We start from the raw sequence: 16,844 nt of genomic DNA on the forward strand, positions 1-16,844 counted from the left end.
GTTTAATTTTTAAAAGCCAATGTCCCTTTTCAAAGAACAAATCGGAATAACTGTAATTTTCTTCGGTTTGTTCCTTGTTTAATTCTTCCTTTTGCAATATCTGATACTCCTTTAATGTAAAAGCACACCTTCCTGTTTCCTACAACTTCAGTATACTTAAAAACTTTCTTAAAACAAAATGAAATAGACAAAAAAAAGAGAAAAATCAATTTTTTTCTATTTAAAGTAAACTTGATTTTTCCCGTTTTCTTTTGCAATATATAAATGTTTATCGACACGATAGATGGCTTGGTCACGTGTTACTTTATCCGTAATTTCAACCACCCCGACAGAAATTGATGTTTTAATAGTGTTAGAACTCGCGTGAAAGACATATTCGGAAATTTCCTTGGCTATCTGCTCCATAATATCACGTACGACTTCTCCTTTGCGATTGCGAAAAAGAAGAAAGAATTCATCACCACCATAGCGGAAAAGTTGCCCGTTTTCTCCTGTTTCTCTTAAATACTTTTTGATGATCATACAAATTTCTTTTAATACATAATCACCTGAGCTGTGCCCATAATGGTCGTTAATGTGTTTAAAATTATCAATATCAAAAAAGACTAATGAAAATTTGGAAATCTGATCACTGGCGAGGATTTCATCCATCGTTTCTTCAAATTTTCTCCTATTATATACATTGGTCAGTGCATCAATATAAGTATATCGTTTGTACATTGCATACTCTCCTACAATAGAAGAAATATTCAACAAAATAAACTTGGCAATCACAAGGAGTATAAATGTTTTCCAGAAAATTTCTAATGAATGTATCAAACTAAAAGCAAATTCGGAAAGGAATAAGAGCTGCACAGAAACAACCAGACTTAAACCTATCAGCATCATTTTACCGTAACTTTGCATTACAGCCGTTTGATTTTTGGCAATAAAATAGAGCGTCAGCCAAAAAAGACCCAGAGATAAGGTAACTAATAAAATCGACTTCCAATGAAAACCATAGTTGTAAATATAAAACAGATAGAAAATTGTAAACAGCGGAAGCATAGCATATTCTATTTTTTCATAATGCGTAACAATACAATAATCGACTGCAATAGCAATAAAAATGAGCGAAATATCACTCAGTAAATAACCATAAGCACCGACCTGAGCTATTTCAATAAATAGTAATTTTAAAAGAAAAATCCATAATGTAAAATTACTCGAATAGAACCAAAAGGCAGAGTAAGGATTTTCAGCGTATTTACTGCGATGGATGATATTTTTAGTGAGAAATATTCCACCTAAGATTGCCGGAATCAAAAATAATTTGGCAAAAAAATAAGGCCCCAGTATTTCTTTGATAAGATCCATCATCTTCACCTCTATCCTTTTGATGAAAAAGAAAAGTGGCTTTTCTTCTTCTGCTTCTTACAATATATTATAATATAATAAATAATTTTATCTTTTCATATCGTTGCATAAAAGCAACGATATTCTTTATCGTCACGTATTTGATAACACTTTATTTTTTTGTTGCATTTTCTGATAGTATAACTATAACTGCCACTATGAATGACTGGAGATTTTATGGTATATAAAAAATTTGGATATGTTTTTCGACAAATACGTGAGCAAAAACATATCTCCTTATCGGACTTTTCTTCTATAGGAATCTCAAAAGCCACCCTTTCTCGTTTTGAGCGAGCTGAAACCATGATGAATTTTGAAAAAGTCGTACAAGCTTTGCAACTGATGGGGATTGGGCTTGAGGAATACGAATACCTTTTAAACGATTATGCACCCAATGAATCAGAAGCCCTTTTAAAGGAAATCGAGATGGCTTTTCTTAAACAAGATAAAAAAGCACTTGACAATCTCTATAAAGTCGCTTTTGAAGCAGGCTATCCTTATATCTCCTTAGCAGCAAAAGCTTCATATACTGAATTAAGTTCAGAAAATATTGATACAATCACAGATTATCTCTATGATATCAAAGTTTGGGGCCAGATTGAGCTTTATGTATTTTACTTTACAATGAATAAATTAAGCATACGCGATATTTTATATATTCTTGACTTATTCCTCTTAGAAAAAAAGCATAAAATATTTAACTCCGTTAAATATCTGGAAATTTTTGTTTGTGCATGCTGTCGTGCTATAGCACTCTTAGCAAGCAAAAGCTACCAAGAATACAGTGCACATATTCTCAATCGGGTTGAATCACTAGAACTAGTACAATCGATGTTTTTGCGCAATCTCCTTAACCTCTCCAAAGGTTTCTGGACCTATCGTTTCAAAGATGAAAAGGCTGGAAATACGATGATGCTTCAAGCATTAGAAATATTTCATCAAATTGGTAGTCAAGAAATTGCCCAATATTATCAGCAACAATATGACCTTCATGTAAAAAAAGTGAACATGTGATTTAAGTCACACGTTCATTTCTTTTAATCCTTTAAATTTTTGACGGCTTCATCGATCGGAGTAACTCCACTGACCACTTCAAATTCTTTTCTGATGGTCACGTCATTTACCAACGTTTCCAGAATAACTTTAGCCACATCTTCTCGCGGAATTCCTCCTGCTTCCACATGACTTGCTAATGCTACCTTACCAGTACTTTCTTTGTCTGTAAGCATTCCAGGATGAATAATTGTCCAGTCTAACTCTGTTCGTGTTTTGAGCCATTCATCCGCATAATTCTTTGCAATCGTATAAATCTTAAGCGAAGAATCTTCTTGAATTTGTCGTGTAATTTCTTCTCTTCCCACGCGGAAAGTGCTGACCATAACAAAGCGTTTGACCTTTGCTTTTTCGGCTGCCGTCATAATTTTAACCGCTCCATCTAAGTCAATCATAATTGTTTTATCCAATCCAGAACCACCTGCACCGGCACTAAAAACAACAGCATCAACGTCAGACATTGCTGCGGCAAATTCTTCAATCGAATTATTGACAATATCCAAGATAATAGTTTCAATCTCTAATTGGTTAAAAAATTCCTGTTGTTCTTCTTTACGAATAACAGCTTTTTCTTGAAATTTAGGATAGTCTTTTAGGTTTTTGGCTAAATGTTTCGCCACTTTTCCATTTGCACCAACAACAAGTACTTTCATATCTCTCCCTGCTTTCTTTTTCTATCTTTACTAACATTCTACATCATCTTCTACTTGGATTCAAAAATAATTAACTTTCTACTATTTAATATAAATAAAAAAACTGTCACTAGACAGTTTTTATCTTTTATAATGAATCACCGTTCCAAATAGAATTTTTCACGATAACATAATCGACTTTACGTAATGCATTAAGATCACGTCCACCGGCGTAAGAAATAGAGCTTTGGAGATCTTCTTGCATTTCTTGAAGTGTATCTTTCAATGCACCTTTGTGTGGCAAAAGAATTTTCTTTCCTTCAACATTTTTGTGTTCACCTTTTTGGTATTCACTTGCTGAGCCAAAATATTCTTTGAAAAGTTTGCCATCTTGTTCAATAGTTTTACCGGGCGACTCTTCGTGAGCAGCAAAGAGTGAACCAACCATTACCATTGTTGCACCAAAACGAACAGACTTAGCAATATCACCATGCGTACGGATACCACCATCAGCAATAATTGGTTTACTTGCTGCTTTTGCACACCAGCGTAAAGCTGCAAGTTGCCAACCGCCTGTACCAAATCCTGTTTTTACCTTAGTGATACAAACTTTACCTGGGCCAATCCCAACTTTCGTTGCATCAGCACCAGCATTTTCTAACTCACGGACAGCTTCTGGTGTTCCTACATTCCCCGCAATTACAAAAACTTGTGGCATCAAACGCTTGATGAGCTGTACCATTTCAATAACAGAATTGGCGTGACCATGCGCGATGTCAATTGTAATATAATCTGGAATTGTTGCTGTTTCTGCCAACTCACGTACAAACTGACGTTCATTGTCTTTAACACCTACAGAAATTGATGCAATCAAACCTTGAGCATGCATTTTTTCAATAAAGTCTTTACGTGTACTTTCTTCAAAACGATGCATGATATAGAAATAACCTTGCTTAGCTAACATTTCAGCAATATTTTCATCAATAATTGTTTGCATATTTGCTGGAACAACGGGAAGTTTGAAAGTGTGATCCCCCAACTTAACTGACGTGTCTGCTTCACTACGACTGTTAATAATACACTTATTAGGGATAAGTTGGATATCTTCGTAATCAAAAACTGGAACCATTGTGTTCATAAGAATGCCTCTTTATTCATTTGTTATTACAGAATACCGACCGAGTTTCCGTTATGGACAACCTCGCTAGTTTGGCGATAAAAATCTCTGCAAACCAAACCTTCCTTATTTATTTTAACGCATATTGATAAAAACAAAAGAAAAAAAACTGATTTTATATCAGTTTTACATCTTATTGTTCGGTTTTTCCGAAAGTTTTCTTTTGTAGTCTTTTATTTCCTGACCAGTAAAGGAGGAAAAAAATTAATTCAAAAAGGACGACAAATAGAATAAAGGTGAACATAAAATAGTTCTCCGTCAAGACATTAATGATCGGATCTGTATCGGGATTAAAGAGCCAGGTGTCATCTCGGAAAAAAATTTCATGGAAATAGATAAAAAAATTATCAAATCCAATCAAGGCAGCAACCAAACCAATAAACAAAGGAGTTCCCATCACAAAACGTAGGCCATTGTGATAGAGAATGGCTAAATGTTCTTTCAAAAATAAAATGAGCGCGGGACTCAAGACAAGCGTGAGTCCTAAGGCAAGCATAAAGAGCTTTTTTACATCCTTAAAATGCTGTAAAGCATCGGGAGACGACGGAAAATCAGGCATCTGTAACACACCTTCAAATGGATTAACCAGATAAGCCATCAGAACATTAAAGTTATGTCTTAGTACTTCTGCTGAAAGTCCTGATATCTGGGTCAAATTTTCCAAATGAATATCTATGTAAAAGAGTGGGACAGCCAAAAGTAAAGTTAAACTTACTGCTGCTGCAATGGCCCATAAAATAAGACTCGTGAAAATCAGGCGATCACGCATCTCAAACTTCCCAATGCTCTAAACTTGAAACGACATGGGTTGGTGGTATTGGAAGTCCAGGGACTTCTTCAGCTTTTGTAAAGCCTGTTGTAACAAGCAAACTGTCGATACCATTATCAATCCCTGTACGAATATCTGTCAAATAGTTGTCACCAACCATTAAAAGATCTTCTTTAGGAATGCCCATTTTTTCCACCGCTTTTTCTGCAATAATAGCCTCAGGTTTTCCAATAAAGGTGGGTTGAACACGTGTGGCTGCTTCAATCATTTTAACCAAAGAGCCCGCTCCTGGCAAAAGGCCTCGTTCGCTTGGAAGGTTCAAATCAGGATTTGTTCCGATGAATTTCGCACCTTTATGTATAGCAAGAGTTGCCAAAGCAAGCATTTCATATGTCAAGTCAGAATCCAAAGCAACAACAACATATGCTGGATTTTCACGATCCTTTTTATAGCCTGCTTCATAGATTGCTTCTTTTAAGCCATCTTCACCAATAATATAAACAGTCTTCTCCAAGCCTAAATCGTTCATATAATCGACTGTAGCTGCACTTGCTGTATAGATAGTTTCTAAAGGTGTATCAATATTAAACTGTGTAGCCAAACGTTTTTGGACCACTCGTGGGGTTTTTGTCGTATTATTTGTTAAAAACAGATAAGGAACTTTCGCTTCTTGCAAACGATGAACAAAGTCTTCCCCTGCAGGAATACGATGATTGCCCATATAAATCGTGCCATCTAAATCAATCAGATATCCTTTATATTTTTTGTAACCTTTTCTCATTTTCGTTCATTCTCCTCGCTTATTTTTGACCACTCAATCTCAATATTAGCATTATCTACACCATCTTTCCTAATAATATGGCAAGTGGTGTCTCCTTGAAATTCAAAAACAGGATGAATAAACTCATGATTGCCATAAAGGAGTTCGTGATTATAGCGAATATATATTTTTTTAGGTTCATATGCCATACGGAAATCATAGTCCAACTGATCAACAGCCCAGTCGAAATATTTAGCATTGTTCACATGTCCATTCATATCCAGATCAGAGAAACGAATCGGAAAAGCTAGGCTGCATTGCGCTTGATCAGACAAGGTAAGATATTTGTGAGGACGAACAATTTTGCTGACTTTTGGTGCCTCATAAGGTGCCACAATCTCATCAACAACACGTTCTACCTTACGTGTATCTTTGTTCATCAAAACCCAAGTTGAACTTATTTTTACTAAGGTTTCGCCAGCTCTATTTTTGAAAATAAAGTCACGATAACAAAAGAATTTATTGTAAGACGTGGCTTCTGTTTCAATTGTAATCTGATCATTAAACTCGGGTAAGCGATGAACCTGAACTTCGTGCTCGATAACAGCCCAAAATAGATTGAAGTTATCACAAATCCATGTGTCGCTACGGTCTAACGTATAAGACTGCTCTCCCGAAATTTGAAGTGCTACGGCAAGAAGATCTGATATTTTCATCTTGCCTCGTGTGTCGCTCTCATAAAAAGCGACTTTATGTGTTTGACTGTATTTTATTCCCATTCATTTATTTTAGCAAAAACAGACATAAAAAGCTCAAGTAAGAATAAATTTTACAGATAAACTTAGGGAACCTTTTTTTACGTTAAAATAAAAAAACCAGCATGATTCTGGATTTTTATATTTTTTCAACTTGAATACCTAAAGTTTCAATCAACTCTTCCTCATAAGGATTTTTAGCATGGTATTCATTGATATATTTGATATGTTTTACACCCGATGCCAAGACGAGCTTCAAGCAAGCGATACAAGGGAATAAAGTCGTATAAAGAATTGCTCCTTCTGGTGAAACACCGTGCTTTGCTGCTTGGGCAATTGCATTTTGCTCCGCGTGAACAGTCGCAATGCAATGTCCGTCTTTATCTTCCAGACACCCTACATCTGTACAATGCGGCATAAGGGCTACAGAACCATTATAGCCTGTCGAAAGAATTTGCCCATCCGCAGTCACGAGAAGAGCACCAACTTGAGCGTGCGTACAGGTAGAGCGTTTAGCTACAACTTCGACGATTTCTTTAAAATATTCTTCCTTGCTTGGTCGTTGAAAATTTTCGATCATTTTATCCCTTTCCACAGTTACAATTGCCACACTGACATTCTCGTGTTCTAATATCTTGAAAACTCAAACCCGTAATCTCCGTCAAATCTTCCATATCAGGGTAAGCGCCAATCGTCATAATTTCTCCATCTACCAACATCAAAGGCAAAGCCGCTTCCATTTTTTGCATTGCTTGATTGACAACAGGATGATGAGCAAAGATGTCCGCATCTTCAGCTAAGTTATAGCGTACTGTTTGTAACTCGGCTTCTTCTGTTTCTTTACTAAAGGCTTCAAAAACCTGAGCAAGAGCTGCACTCGCTTCTTCTGGCTTTTCTTCATATAGTTCAAGTCTCATGACTTCCCCAAATCTAACAAATATTTTTTAATATTATACCATAAGCAGCCTACAAATTCATTAAAAATTTCAATAAGAAAAAAGGACTATCCTAAAATAATCCCTTCGTTCAGCTTGAGTTAAATGTCCTTCACCTTACTGTACAAGCCATAAGCTCCATCAAGATTTTCTACTTTAAAGCCTTCTTGTTTCAAGATACGTTCAGCTGTATAAGAACGAAGCCCTGATTGACAGCTGACAATGTATTCTTTATTTTTATCTAATTTGTCCATATTTGGGCGTAAATTGTTTAATGGTATATTTACCGCTTCTTTAAAACCACCACGCGCCACTTCATTTTCTTGACGCACATCTAAGAGTACTTTACCTTGGGCAAGTTCTGCTTCGAGCTGATGCCACTGAATGTTATCTGACAAGCCCATAGCAATGTTCATAGCCGCATAACCAATCATGTTCACAGGATCCTTAGCAGAGCCAAATGGTGGCGCATAGCTCAATTCAAGTTCTGGTAAATCAAAAACCGTCATCCCTGCTTTAATCGCTGTTGCCAAAACATCAATACGCTTATCTACACCTTTTTGCCCAACTGCTGATGCTCCATAGATATGACCACTTTCTGGATTGAAGATAAGTTTGAGAAGAATAGAGCTTGCGCCAGGATAATAACCTGCGTGATCATTAGCTGTGATATGCACAGCCTTATATTTTAAGTCAGCATCTTGTGTCTGCTTCTCTGAAAGTCCAGTAGAGGCAGCTGTCAAACTGAAAGTTCGAACAATAGCTGTTCCGATACTCCCTTTATTTGTAACAGGTAATCCTGCTAAGATATCTGCAACTTGACGTCCTTGGCGATTAGCTGGGCTTGCTAAGGAGATAAGTGCATCATTACCTGTAATCTGATTTTTAACAAGAATGGCATCTCCCACAGCATAAATATCAGGCACAGATGTTTGATATTGCTCATCGACAAGAATTGCTCCTCTCATTCCAAGCTTAATCCCCGCATCAGCAGCAAGTTTTGACTCCACTTGAATCCCCACAGAAAGAATAACCACATCCGTACTAAGACTGTCACCATTTTCCAGAATAACCGTTTTTCCTTGGTCTTGGAACTCTACAACAGACACACCCGTGAGTACTTTCAAGCCATTATGTGTCAACTCTTCTTCAATATGAACGGCCATTTCCTGATCAAGAGTTGGTAAAACATGATTGGCTTTTTCGATGATTGTAACCTCTAAACCAAGTTTTCGTAAGTTTTCAGCCATCTCTAGACCGATGAAACCCGCGCCAATAATCAATGCTTGCTTGCGGTGCTCCATTTCCATATAGTTTGTGATTTTATCTAAGTCAGGAATGTTACGTAGGCTAAAGACATTATCCGCTTCCGCTAAACCTTTTATAGGCGGAATAAAAGGACTTGCGCCAGGTGACAAAATCAATGCATCATAATTTTCCGTGTAGCTTATCCCATTCGATACTACAGTAATTTCTTTATTATCCGGCTCAATAGAAACCACTTCAGAATCAGGACGAACATCTAAATTAAAACGCTGTGCCAGACTTTCAGGTGTTTGTAGGATAAGTTTATTTCTTGATTCGATTTCACCAGAGAGATAGTAGGGGAGCCCACAGTTTGCAAAAGAAACATACGGTCCTTTATCAAAAACAATAATTTCTGCATCTTCTTTTAAACGGCGTAATCGAGTGGCTGCACTCATACCACCGGCAACGCCCCCAACGATAAGATATTTTTTCGTCATTTTCTTCCTCTTATTTTTCTAATTCTTGATCCCAAGATAGAGTACCACCTGTAACATTCGTAGTTGCCACTCCTTGTGCCTTTAGGAATTGACAAGCGCGCATAGACCGCATACCGCTTTGACAAATAATATAGCTCTCATCTTCTATCTCTAAGTATCTTTGCTCTAAAACACTCAGGGGTATGTTGATTGCTGTTGGCACATGTCCTTCGAGATATTCATCCTCTTCTCGAACATCAATCAGTGCAACTTGACCGAGTTTCTCTTTTAATTGCTTCATTTGGATTGAACGCATATTTCTCTCCTCAAATTTTTGATATATCTATTATATACCCTTAGGGGTATATAGTCAAAGGATGAGATTTGCCTCAAATCATAAAGCCTATGTTCACTTCTTTCATCTTATAACGCTTCTGCTTTAAAGTCAAACATAATAAAAGACCTGCCGTAGCAAGTCTTTTTTTATTATTCTTCTTTTTTCTTCTTTTGTCGTGCAAGTATAAGCATGACCACAGATAGAATAAAGAGTGTACCTCCAAAACTCCAGTTTTGATAAGCTAGAAGTAAGAGTGACAAACTAAGTAATGCATATATCCAAGCCATATTTAAACCTCCTCGACGTTAAAGAATAATGCTGAACCAAATGAACTTTGTTTAATTAAGCGTTTTGCAGTTTGAGCATCCGTAGCTAAGTCGCTATTCGGGCCTTGAAAATAGAGTTTCAATCCCTTTTTTTCCTTATAAGTAAATCTATTTTCTTCTAGAAGGTGAATTACTTTTTCTTGCATCATAGCTACATTAACAATAATCATTGGGTTCCTTTCTGTTTTTTATAATTCAGGTTCTTCCATCTTGTTTGCTGCAATAACGAATGGTGTCCAAATAGCAAAGGTTACAAGTAAGTTGACAATTGCTAAGATAATTGCACGCCAGTCAAATCCTGTCGCAAGGAAGGCATTCATAATTGGTGGTGTAACCCATGGCACAGCACTGACAACTGGATCAACCCAGTGAAGCATTGTTGCAACATAAGCGATAATAACCGCTACCAATGGAGCAATTGCAAATGGGATAAAGAAGATGGCGTTCAGTACGATTGGCATACCAAAGAGTACAGGTTCATTAATATTGAAGATACCTGGTGCTAAACCAAGACGTCCTACTGTCTTATAATCTTTACGTTTAGAGAAGATCAGAATGGCAAGGATTAAGGTAATTGTACCACCAGAACCACCAAACCAGACGAAGGCATCCCATGAACCACGAACCCAAAGACTGACATAGTCACCATTAATCGCATGTGCTTTATCAATCGCACCACGCGCTACTAAGTCACGAATACCGTCTGAGTGAACTTGGAAGTAAAGGGCTTGGTTATTAAGACCAAGTGGAAGCCAAATCCCATCAAGAGCAGGTGCCAAGACGTTTGGTCCATGAAGTCCAAAGAACCAGAAGATTGAAACGAAGAGAGTAACAATAAGAACTGAGAAAATATTTTGTGAGAGAATTTGGAAGGGTTCTGCAATATAGTGTGTAATCAAATTAATTACAGAATCATGTGTCAATTTATCAATAACATAGTAAATCAAGCTCACAGCGTAGATTGCAGCAATCGTTGGAATAATCGCAAGGAAAGCTTTTGCTACAGCCGGTGGGACTGACTCAGGCATCTTGATAGTGATATCTGCTAACATAAGTTTAGCATAAATAATCACCGCAAGGGCACCCATAATGATAATCGTAAAGTAAGCACCAGCATCCATATGTGCGGCAGCAAAAAGTGGCTTCCATGCTGCAAGACCTTGACCAGTCAATACACCATTGATTTTGTCTGTTGCAGCTACGCCGGCATCGCTCACACCTAATGCATCCAAGAATTTAGGCATTTGGTTTGGCAAACCAGCAAAGAGAGTGGCAACTGCTACAACACCACCTGCAAGGTCATTGACACCATAAGCACGGGCCAAATTGTAACCCCAAGAGAAAGCAAAGATAAGACCAATAACTGTCAAAGTCCCTTGGTTGACAAGTGTTGAAATGTTATTCAAATCGCCAATAATTGGTGTATTAGCAAGCGTCCAAACGTCTTCTGGTGCGAGTTGGGCAAACTTGGTTGGACCCAAAACCATTTGTTGAATGGACTGTGGGAATGTTGTGACGATGGCTGATACCATCGCTGCAAGGGCACCTGTCAGTGTTGCTGGCAGGATACCAATGAATGAGTCACGCAAGGCAACCAGGTGCTTTTGCGACCCGATTTTTGCTGCTACTGGGACGAGATATTTCTCCATCCACATCGTAATTCCGTTCATAGAATTCCTCCTAAAATTTTAATTTATTTGCGTATAAGGTTATAAATTATAGCTCATCACTTTCAATAAATTTAAACGAACTCCAAGGCTTGATAAAGTCAAGTAAGAACATTTCGTCTTCCGCGATATGTCCAACAACATTGACCCGGCCATCATTTTTCATTTCCTTCAGAGCAATTTGGGTTTCTCCCTTATATTGACCATATCCATCATTGTCAATAATCACATCGCCTGGTTTTATAGTATCTGTGTCATGTGGCGGAAAATCCAAGTCTTTGTAAATAACGCGAGTCATGGTTGAACGTAGCATGTACTCTGAGCGGTCGCCACGATAACTATGCGTAGCCTCAAAGACACATTTTCGTTCATTTTCCGTCATCGTAGCTCTTGGCACAACTTTGAGTTCTGGCATTTGCGCATGGAAAACTTCTGCCATTGTTTTAAGCTCGGCTTCACTCGCATAAGTATTAGCAATAGTAATATCATCAATACCATCTAAAAGCTTATAATGTTTTACCTGTGTCTTCAAGCTTAAGTCACGATGATCCTCTAAGGTACATAAGCCATCTTGTGTGGGCCACGGTCCAAATGTTGCTTCATGAGAATTAACAAACACCATAGTATTTAAATTATACTTTTTGAATTTCTCGGTACATTTCACGTAATGATCAAACGCTAGACCCGTGTAACGGTGAGGATAGAAGTTATGACTGCCAAGTAAGTTTTCAATGTTAGGCGAGTAATCCATGATACTGTCCACATAACTTGTTCCCTGACTCATATTAATCTCAATCTTAAGATTATAAGGGTTGCGCGTCATACGTGCTTCCTCAGCTCCTGTAAATCCGAGGTCTAAACGAATACCATCAGCACCCATTTCATCAAAGAAACTTAAATCATCATAGCTAATGTTAAGTTGTTCAAATAAGGCGGGATTAATGTCTACCATGACTTCCATACCAAGACCATTAGCATAAGCAATCACTTTCGTAAAGCCCTCAAGAACTGCTTCCTTATCTCCTTTGATTTCTAAAAGTGAGGTAAAGACACGGGTGTAACCATATTGGTGCGCTAAGTCTAAATAGGCTTTATCAGCTTCAAAGTTGGAACGTTCCGGATAAATCGAGATTCCTAGTTTTCCCATAATACTCCTTTCTTTATCTAGAATTTCTACAAATTCTCTTTATCCATTCATTAATGCGTCAGCGGCTGCTACAACATTTTTTCCATTCATCATGCCGTAATCTTGCATTTTAATCACATCACAAGGAACATCAACTGCTGCTGCTTTTTTGATGACTTCATTTTTCATGTAAGCCACTTGCGGACCGAGAAGCAATACATCTGGTTTCTCTGAGCCAGACAACATGTTGTCAATTTCAGCTACAGACTTTGCGTAGATTTCATAATCTTTTCCTGCTTCTTGTGCAGCTTGTTGCATTTTTGTCACGAGTAATGATGTTGACATACCTGCTGCACAGGCTAATGCAATAACTTTTTCTGCCATTTCTATGATCTCCTTCTTTTTATCTATACCAATAGTATAGCGGTTTCAGAAAGCGATTTCAAATATAATTTGTCCAAACAATATTAAGCGAAAAAACAAGTATTTTTTAATGAAACCCTTATTTTTAGCGCTTTCATTTTCTTCAAACCATTAAAAACTTTAATTTTCTGGCTGATTTCTGAAACATGTTACAAATTTAGAAACAAAATCGTGTTATTTTTTAGTTTTAATTAATAAAAACACCAAATCTACAAAAAAGTTAAGATTCGGTGTTTAGTTTGATTATTTTAAAAATATTCACGAAGAATGGCTTTATTTTCTCGTAGTACACGGGCAGTAAATACTCCAATGGTCATTTCCTCTGGTTGGTCTGTCTCAGGGCCAACACAGATATTATTTTGTGGCAAAATATCATCAACAATACGGGCAGAAAATTCAGGCTGACCGTTCACTTTCAAAAATGCTTGCAGATTAACAATACGAGCTTGCATATAAGGTTGCAACTGTAGCTCTATGCGCGATGGTTCAGCCAAATCATATTCGAGGAAGACATTTGAAGGAGCAGTCCATTTAATAACTTCAAAACTTGCAGCGTGGCTTGAGACAAAACGATAAAGTGCATCTTGAGCTTCTTGGGTCAATGTAATACATTCACGAATTACAAAAGCCGTACCTGCAAATTCATAAATTAAGTAACCTAGAACTCTGCCATTTTCCTCATAAGTCGCAAAGAAGGGCTGTGTTTTATACTTGAAATAGTATTCCCAAACATGTTGTGGACGGACTAGTGAACCTTGGTTATAAACTTGATCATGGACCTCAGCCACTTCTTCCAAAAGCTCCTCACTTACAGTGCGGCGTTGCACTTGACCCACTGTTTTTTTGCCTTTAGGAAATTCTTGTGCAGGAATCGTATATGCTTTTTGGTTAAAAGCGTAATGATAACCAAATTGTCCGTAAAACTGATAAGAGAAGGGAGCCAGATAGCTTAAGGCGGTGCCAGCTTCATAGTTGTCTTCTAAAATATCGGTCATGAGTTTACGAATGCTGCCGTTTCCTCTAAATTCTGGGTAAGAGGCAACATAACCAATTCCCGACATCTTTAGCTTTGCATCCTTCCAATAGACCCTAAAAGAGGTATCGATAATCATAGAGGATAGCTCATCGTTTTCCCAGTAACTGTATGGTTTTGAAAAACTTAAAAGTTTATCAAACGCTTCTTCTCGCTCCTTACTTCGGGGCTTATTAAAAGCATAAGTCGCGAGGTCTAAAAGTTCATGCTGTTTCTTTTCCATCTCTTCACTTCCCACCACTATAAGCTTGTTCAATGTGATTCAAAATAGCGACCATCTGACGTTTTTTCCAGTGTCCCAGAAGCGTTCCGACAAACATATCATTTAATTTTTGAATCATTCCACTTGAAGTACGGCTTTCCTCAATAGTTATCTCTGTTTTCTTATCATCAACAGGATGAAAACTCCAACGTGTATTGAATGTATTGCGGATAGTTTTCGTGGTAAAAGCATACTTATTGGCTTTCACCACTTCATCAATCGTAATAGTTCCATGTTGGTTTTTGCCAAATGTTTTTGAGTATTCAAAGCCATTAAGAGACTTGATGTCAGGTCTGTGTCCAGTATTTTTTTCGATATCGTAAAGTGATGAATCCAGAATCTGATTGTAGACAAACTCGACAGGAGCATTAATTGTTTTACTGATTTTCATATGAGATTTCTCCTATTGCTTAGAATAAAATTTATTAAACATTAAAATCATTTTAACAATTTATGTAAGCTCTTGCAAGATTTTTATGGGCGGTAAACTATTTCTCCTGAACAAATCGTATATTTGACTTGTCCCACAAGATCTTGGTCGATAAATGGTGAGTTCCTTGCCTTGGAATCAAAGTTTTCATCCACTTTATAAGTATTATGAGCATCAAAAATGGTAATGTCAGCCGGTCCACCTTCCGCTAAATATCCCGCATCAAAACCATATAATTTGGCTGGATTAACAGTCATTTTCGCCAGCAATTGAGCCAGTTCAAGATGTCCAGGAGTAACCAAATGCGTAAGCCCCAGTTGCAAAGAAGTTTCTAAGCCGATCATTCCGCTCGGTGCTTCAGCCAAAGCAACATTTTTTTCTTCATGAGTATGTGGCGCATGATCGGTCGCAATAACACTAATTGTGTTGTCTTTCAAGCCTTCCAAAATTTTCGCAATATCTTTTGTTTGACGCAGTGGAGGATTAAGCTTTGCATTTGTACCAATATCTAGGACAGCTTGCTCTGTCAGTGAAAAATGTTGTGGTGTAACTTCAGCACTAACTTTTGCGCCCATCTTTTGCGCAAAACGAACTACATCTACACTTTCGCCTGCAGACAAATGTTGAATATGTAAACGCGCTTGAGTATCCAAAGCCAACATTGCATCACGTGCAATCATACTGTACTCTGCCACCTTTGTCGCTCCTGTTAGACCACATTGGTGTGCCACTTCGCCTTCATTGATTCCAAGCGTATCCACTAAATTGGGATCTTCCTCGTGAATAGAGAGCAGACTATCCGTTTCCTTGGCTTTCTTCAATGCTTCATGCAAGACCCCTGAATCACTCAATGGAATACCATCATCTGAAAAGCCAACTGCGCCTGTCTTTAACAAAGCATCAAAATCCGTCAAATGTCGCCCGTCAAAATCTTTGGTAATAGAAGCAATGGACTTAATATGAATTTTCTCTTCATCTGCAAGTTTCAGTGTCTCTACAAGCACTTCAGGACTCGATAAAATCGGTTTAGTATTTGCCATCATTACTACTGTCGTAAAACCACCACGTGCTGCAGATAAAGCCCCTGTGTGTATCGTCTCTTTATGCGTTTGACCTGGTTCACGAAAATGTACATGAATATCGATGAGCCCAGGAGCAACAATCATGTTGCTGGCATCAATGATATCTGCACCTTCTTCTTCCAAATCTTGGGCAATACGAATAATCTTCTTATCTTTAATTAACACATCAGCAACTTGATCAAAGCCAGACTCAGGATCGATTACACGGCCGTTTTTTATGAGTATCATCTGTTCCCCTTTTTATATTTTACATAATATTTATTATGTTATTTATTCCATGTTTCTTGATTATCCTTGAATTTTTTAAGCATTTCAAGTTCAGCTTCTGTTACATAACCTGTTTCCTGAGCAATTTGGATAAGTTCAGAATAATTTGTTAATGTGTGCAGTGGCACTTGTGCTTCTTGGAATTTTGTTGTTGCTTTTTCGAGTTGGTAGGTAAAGATAGCAATCACACCGAGAACTTCTATCCCTTCACGTTTTGCGGCAGCCACTGCTTCTAGTACTGAGCCTCCTGTTGAGATAAGATCCTCAACCAATACCATTTTTTGCCCTTTAGATACACGTCCTTCGATTTGGTTTCCTGCGCCGTGATCTTTTGGTTTGCTACGAATATAGGCAAAAGGCAATTGAAGATAGTCAGCAATAATTGCACCATGAGGAATACCTGCTGTTGCTGTACCTGCAATCACTTCGACCTCAGGAAACTCTGCCTTGACCAAATCCGCAAAAGCCTGCTCAATACGAGTGCGTACTTCTGGATAAGCCAAGGTCACACGGTTGTCTGTATAAATAGGAGATTGAATCCCACTTGCCCATGTAAATGGTGCACTCGGCGATAAGCTTACAGCTTTTACTTCGAGTAAATCAGCAGCGATAGTTTTTGATAATGACATGTTATCCTCTTTCTAGTCCCTTAAGTTAATATCAATAGCACGCTGTTTTACACAAAAAAACA

Annotated in this window: 20 protein-coding genes; 1 reads left to right on the forward strand and 19 read right to left on the reverse strand. The window is 37.7% G+C overall.

The genetic code is table 11. The features are described from left to right. Nucleotides 1–216: 216 nt before the first annotated feature. Nucleotides 217–1,359 carry a GGDEF domain-containing protein gene (locus tag LACDD01_RS02835; protein WP_061413139.1) on the reverse strand — a complete coding sequence of 381 codons (1,143 nt, stop codon included), beginning with the start codon at nt 1,357–1,359 and terminating at the stop codon, nt 217–219. 213 nt (nt 1,360–1,572) lie between these two features. Here LACDD01_RS02835 and LACDD01_RS02840 point away from each other — a divergent pair, with 213 nt between their 5' ends. Next, entirely contained in the window at nt 1,573–2,409 is an 837-nt protein-coding gene (locus tag LACDD01_RS02840) for an Rgg/GadR/MutR family transcriptional regulator (RefSeq protein ID WP_061413140.1), read from the forward strand. Between the two features lie 23 nt (nt 2,410–2,432). Here LACDD01_RS02840 and LACDD01_RS02845 read toward each other — a convergent pair whose 3' ends face one another. The 18 genes from LACDD01_RS02845 to pyrE all read right to left on the reverse strand — a co-directional run bounded on the left by LACDD01_RS02845 (nt 2,433) and on the right by pyrE (nt 16,782). Continuing rightward, nucleotides 2,433–3,101, reverse strand: coding sequence for an SDR family oxidoreductase (locus LACDD01_RS02845; protein WP_061413141.1), 669 nt, complete (start codon nt 3,099–3,101; stop codon nt 2,433–2,435). Between the two features lie 127 nt (nt 3,102–3,228). Then, nucleotides 3,229–4,218: a GMP reductase gene (guaC, locus tag LACDD01_RS02850; RefSeq protein ID WP_019292704.1), complete on the reverse strand. Its 990-nt coding sequence runs from the start codon at nt 4,216–4,218 to the stop codon at nt 3,229–3,231. A gap of 172 nt (nt 4,219–4,390) precedes the next feature. Next, on the reverse strand, nt 4,391–5,026 hold the full coding sequence (locus LACDD01_RS02855; protein WP_061413142.1) for a TIGR01906 family membrane protein: 636 nt from the start codon (nt 5,024–5,026) through the stop codon (nt 4,391–4,393). Between the two features lies 1 nt (nt 5,027). Continuing rightward, the gene (locus tag LACDD01_RS02860; protein WP_019292706.1) at nt 5,028–5,807 is read right to left on the reverse strand and encodes a TIGR01457 family HAD-type hydrolase; all 780 of its coding nucleotides are present in this window, start codon (nt 5,805–5,807) and stop codon (nt 5,028–5,030) included. Then, nucleotides 5,804–6,565 (reverse strand): acyl-[acyl-carrier-protein] thioesterase, encoded by a 762-nt coding sequence (locus LACDD01_RS02865; protein WP_061413143.1) that lies wholly within the window; start codon nt 6,563–6,565, stop codon nt 5,804–5,806. Before LACDD01_RS02865 ends, LACDD01_RS02860 begins: the two co-directional genes overlap by 4 nt. 115 nt (nt 6,566–6,680) lie before the next feature. Beyond that, the gene (locus LACDD01_RS02870; RefSeq protein ID WP_004257543.1) at nt 6,681–7,121 is read right to left on the reverse strand and encodes a deoxycytidylate deaminase; all 441 of its coding nucleotides are present in this window, start codon (nt 7,119–7,121) and stop codon (nt 6,681–6,683) included. A 1-nt stretch (nt 7,122) separates the two neighbouring features. Then, nucleotides 7,123–7,458 (reverse strand): arsenic metallochaperone ArsD family protein, encoded by a 336-nt coding sequence (locus tag LACDD01_RS02875; RefSeq protein ID WP_061413144.1) that lies wholly within the window; start codon nt 7,456–7,458, stop codon nt 7,123–7,125. 119 nt (nt 7,459–7,577) lie between these two features. Beyond that, nucleotides 7,578–9,221, reverse strand: coding sequence for an FAD-dependent oxidoreductase (locus LACDD01_RS02880; RefSeq protein WP_061413145.1), 1,644 nt, complete (start codon nt 9,219–9,221; stop codon nt 7,578–7,580). 10 nt (nt 9,222–9,231) lie between these two features. Further along, nucleotides 9,232–9,516 (reverse strand): rhodanese-like domain-containing protein, encoded by a 285-nt coding sequence (locus LACDD01_RS02885; protein ID WP_061413146.1) that lies wholly within the window; start codon nt 9,514–9,516, stop codon nt 9,232–9,234. A 170-nt stretch (nt 9,517–9,686) separates the two neighbouring features. Further along, entirely contained in the window at nt 9,687–9,824 is a 138-nt protein-coding gene (locus LACDD01_RS12010; protein WP_014024702.1) for a hypothetical protein, read from the reverse strand. Nucleotides 9,825–9,826: 2 nt separating this feature from the next. Further along, nucleotides 9,827–10,033 (reverse strand): hypothetical protein, encoded by a 207-nt coding sequence (locus tag LACDD01_RS02890; RefSeq protein WP_061413147.1) that lies wholly within the window; start codon nt 10,031–10,033, stop codon nt 9,827–9,829. Between the two features lie 18 nt (nt 10,034–10,051). After that, a complete protein-coding gene (locus LACDD01_RS02895; protein WP_004257558.1) occupies nt 10,052–11,533 on the reverse strand; it encodes a PTS sugar transporter subunit IIC in 1,482 nt (493 codons plus the stop codon). Nucleotides 11,534–11,579: 46 nt separating this feature from the next. Next, a complete protein-coding gene (locus tag LACDD01_RS02900) occupies nt 11,580–12,677 on the reverse strand; it encodes a DUF871 domain-containing protein (RefSeq protein WP_061413148.1) in 1,098 nt (365 codons plus the stop codon). Nucleotides 12,678–12,716: 39 nt separating this feature from the next. Further along, nucleotides 12,717–13,040 (reverse strand): PTS sugar transporter subunit IIB, encoded by a 324-nt coding sequence (locus LACDD01_RS02905; RefSeq protein WP_019293481.1) that lies wholly within the window; start codon nt 13,038–13,040, stop codon nt 12,717–12,719. A gap of 287 nt (nt 13,041–13,327) precedes the next feature. Continuing rightward, a complete protein-coding gene (gene eis / locus LACDD01_RS02910) occupies nt 13,328–14,335 on the reverse strand; it encodes a GNAT family N-acetyltransferase (protein ID WP_061413149.1) in 1,008 nt (335 codons plus the stop codon). A 4-nt stretch (nt 14,336–14,339) separates the two neighbouring features. Further along, nucleotides 14,340–14,765 (reverse strand): DUF3284 domain-containing protein, encoded by a 426-nt coding sequence (locus tag LACDD01_RS02915; RefSeq protein ID WP_061413150.1) that lies wholly within the window; start codon nt 14,763–14,765, stop codon nt 14,340–14,342. 83 nt (nt 14,766–14,848) lie between these two features. Beyond that, entirely contained in the window at nt 14,849–16,114 is a 1,266-nt protein-coding gene (locus LACDD01_RS02920) for a dihydroorotase (protein WP_061413151.1), read from the reverse strand. A 38-nt stretch (nt 16,115–16,152) separates the two neighbouring features. Beyond that, complete coding sequence (pyrE, locus tag LACDD01_RS02925; protein WP_061413152.1) at nt 16,153–16,782, reverse strand: orotate phosphoribosyltransferase; 630 nt, start codon at nt 16,780–16,782, stop codon at nt 16,153–16,155. Nucleotides 16,783–16,844: the final 62 nt, after the last annotated feature.

Source organism: Lactococcus sp. DD01, assembly GCF_001578715.1.
In the GTDB taxonomy this organism is placed as follows: domain Bacteria; phylum Bacillota; class Bacilli; order Lactobacillales; family Streptococcaceae; genus Lactococcus; species Lactococcus petauri.

Bases quoted from the DNA above. Each gene is read 5' to 3' on its own strand.
- LACDD01_RS02835 (WP_061413139.1), bottom strand. From the start codon at position 1,359: ATGATGGATCTTATCAAAGAAATACTGGGGCCTTATTTTTTTGCCAAA.
- LACDD01_RS02840 (WP_061413140.1), top strand. From the start codon at position 1,573: ATGGTATATAAAAAATTTGGATATGTTTTTCGACAAATACGTGAGCAA.
- LACDD01_RS02845 (WP_061413141.1), bottom strand. From the start codon at position 3,101: ATGAAAGTACTTGTTGTTGGTGCAAATGGAAAAGTGGCGAAACATTTA.
- guaC (WP_019292704.1), bottom strand. From the start codon at position 4,218: ATGAACACAATGGTTCCAGTTTTTGATTACGAAGATATCCAACTTATC.
- LACDD01_RS02855 (WP_061413142.1), bottom strand. From the start codon at position 5,026: ATGCGTGATCGCCTGATTTTCACGAGTCTTATTTTATGGGCCATTGCA.
- LACDD01_RS02860 (WP_019292706.1), bottom strand. From the start codon at position 5,807: ATGAGAAAAGGTTACAAAAAATATAAAGGATATCTGATTGATTTAGAT.
- LACDD01_RS02865 (WP_061413143.1), bottom strand. From the start codon at position 6,565: ATGGGAATAAAATACAGTCAAACACATAAAGTCGCTTTTTATGAGAGC.
- LACDD01_RS02870 (WP_004257543.1), bottom strand. From the start codon at position 7,121: ATGATCGAAAATTTTCAACGACCAAGCAAGGAAGAATATTTTAAAGAA.
- LACDD01_RS02875 (WP_061413144.1), bottom strand. From the start codon at position 7,458: ATGAGACTTGAACTATATGAAGAAAAGCCAGAAGAAGCGAGTGCAGCT.
- LACDD01_RS02880 (WP_061413145.1), bottom strand. From the start codon at position 9,221: ATGACGAAAAAATATCTTATCGTTGGGGGCGTTGCCGGTGGTATGAGT.
- LACDD01_RS02885 (WP_061413146.1), bottom strand. From the start codon at position 9,516: ATGCGTTCAATCCAAATGAAGCAATTAAAAGAGAAACTCGGTCAAGTT.
- LACDD01_RS12010 (WP_014024702.1), bottom strand. From the start codon at position 9,824: ATGGCTTGGATATATGCATTACTTAGTTTGTCACTCTTACTTCTAGCT.
- LACDD01_RS02890 (WP_061413147.1), bottom strand. From the start codon at position 10,033: ATGATTATTGTTAATGTAGCTATGATGCAAGAAAAAGTAATTCACCTT.
- LACDD01_RS02895 (WP_004257558.1), bottom strand. From the start codon at position 11,533: ATGAACGGAATTACGATGTGGATGGAGAAATATCTCGTCCCAGTAGCA.
- LACDD01_RS02900 (WP_061413148.1), bottom strand. From the start codon at position 12,677: ATGGGAAAACTAGGAATCTCGATTTATCCGGAACGTTCCAACTTTGAA.
- LACDD01_RS02905 (WP_019293481.1), bottom strand. From the start codon at position 13,040: ATGGCAGAAAAAGTTATTGCATTAGCCTGTGCAGCAGGTATGTCAACA.
- eis (WP_061413149.1), bottom strand. From the start codon at position 14,335: ATGGAAAAGAAACAGCATGAACTTTTAGACCTCGCGACTTATGCTTTT.
- LACDD01_RS02915 (WP_061413150.1), bottom strand. From the start codon at position 14,765: ATGAAAATCAGTAAAACAATTAATGCTCCTGTCGAGTTTGTCTACAAT.
- LACDD01_RS02920 (WP_061413151.1), bottom strand. From the start codon at position 16,114: ATGATACTCATAAAAAACGGCCGTGTAATCGATCCTGAGTCTGGCTTT.
- pyrE (WP_061413152.1), bottom strand. From the start codon at position 16,782: ATGTCATTATCAAAAACTATCGCTGCTGATTTACTCGAAGTAAAAGCT.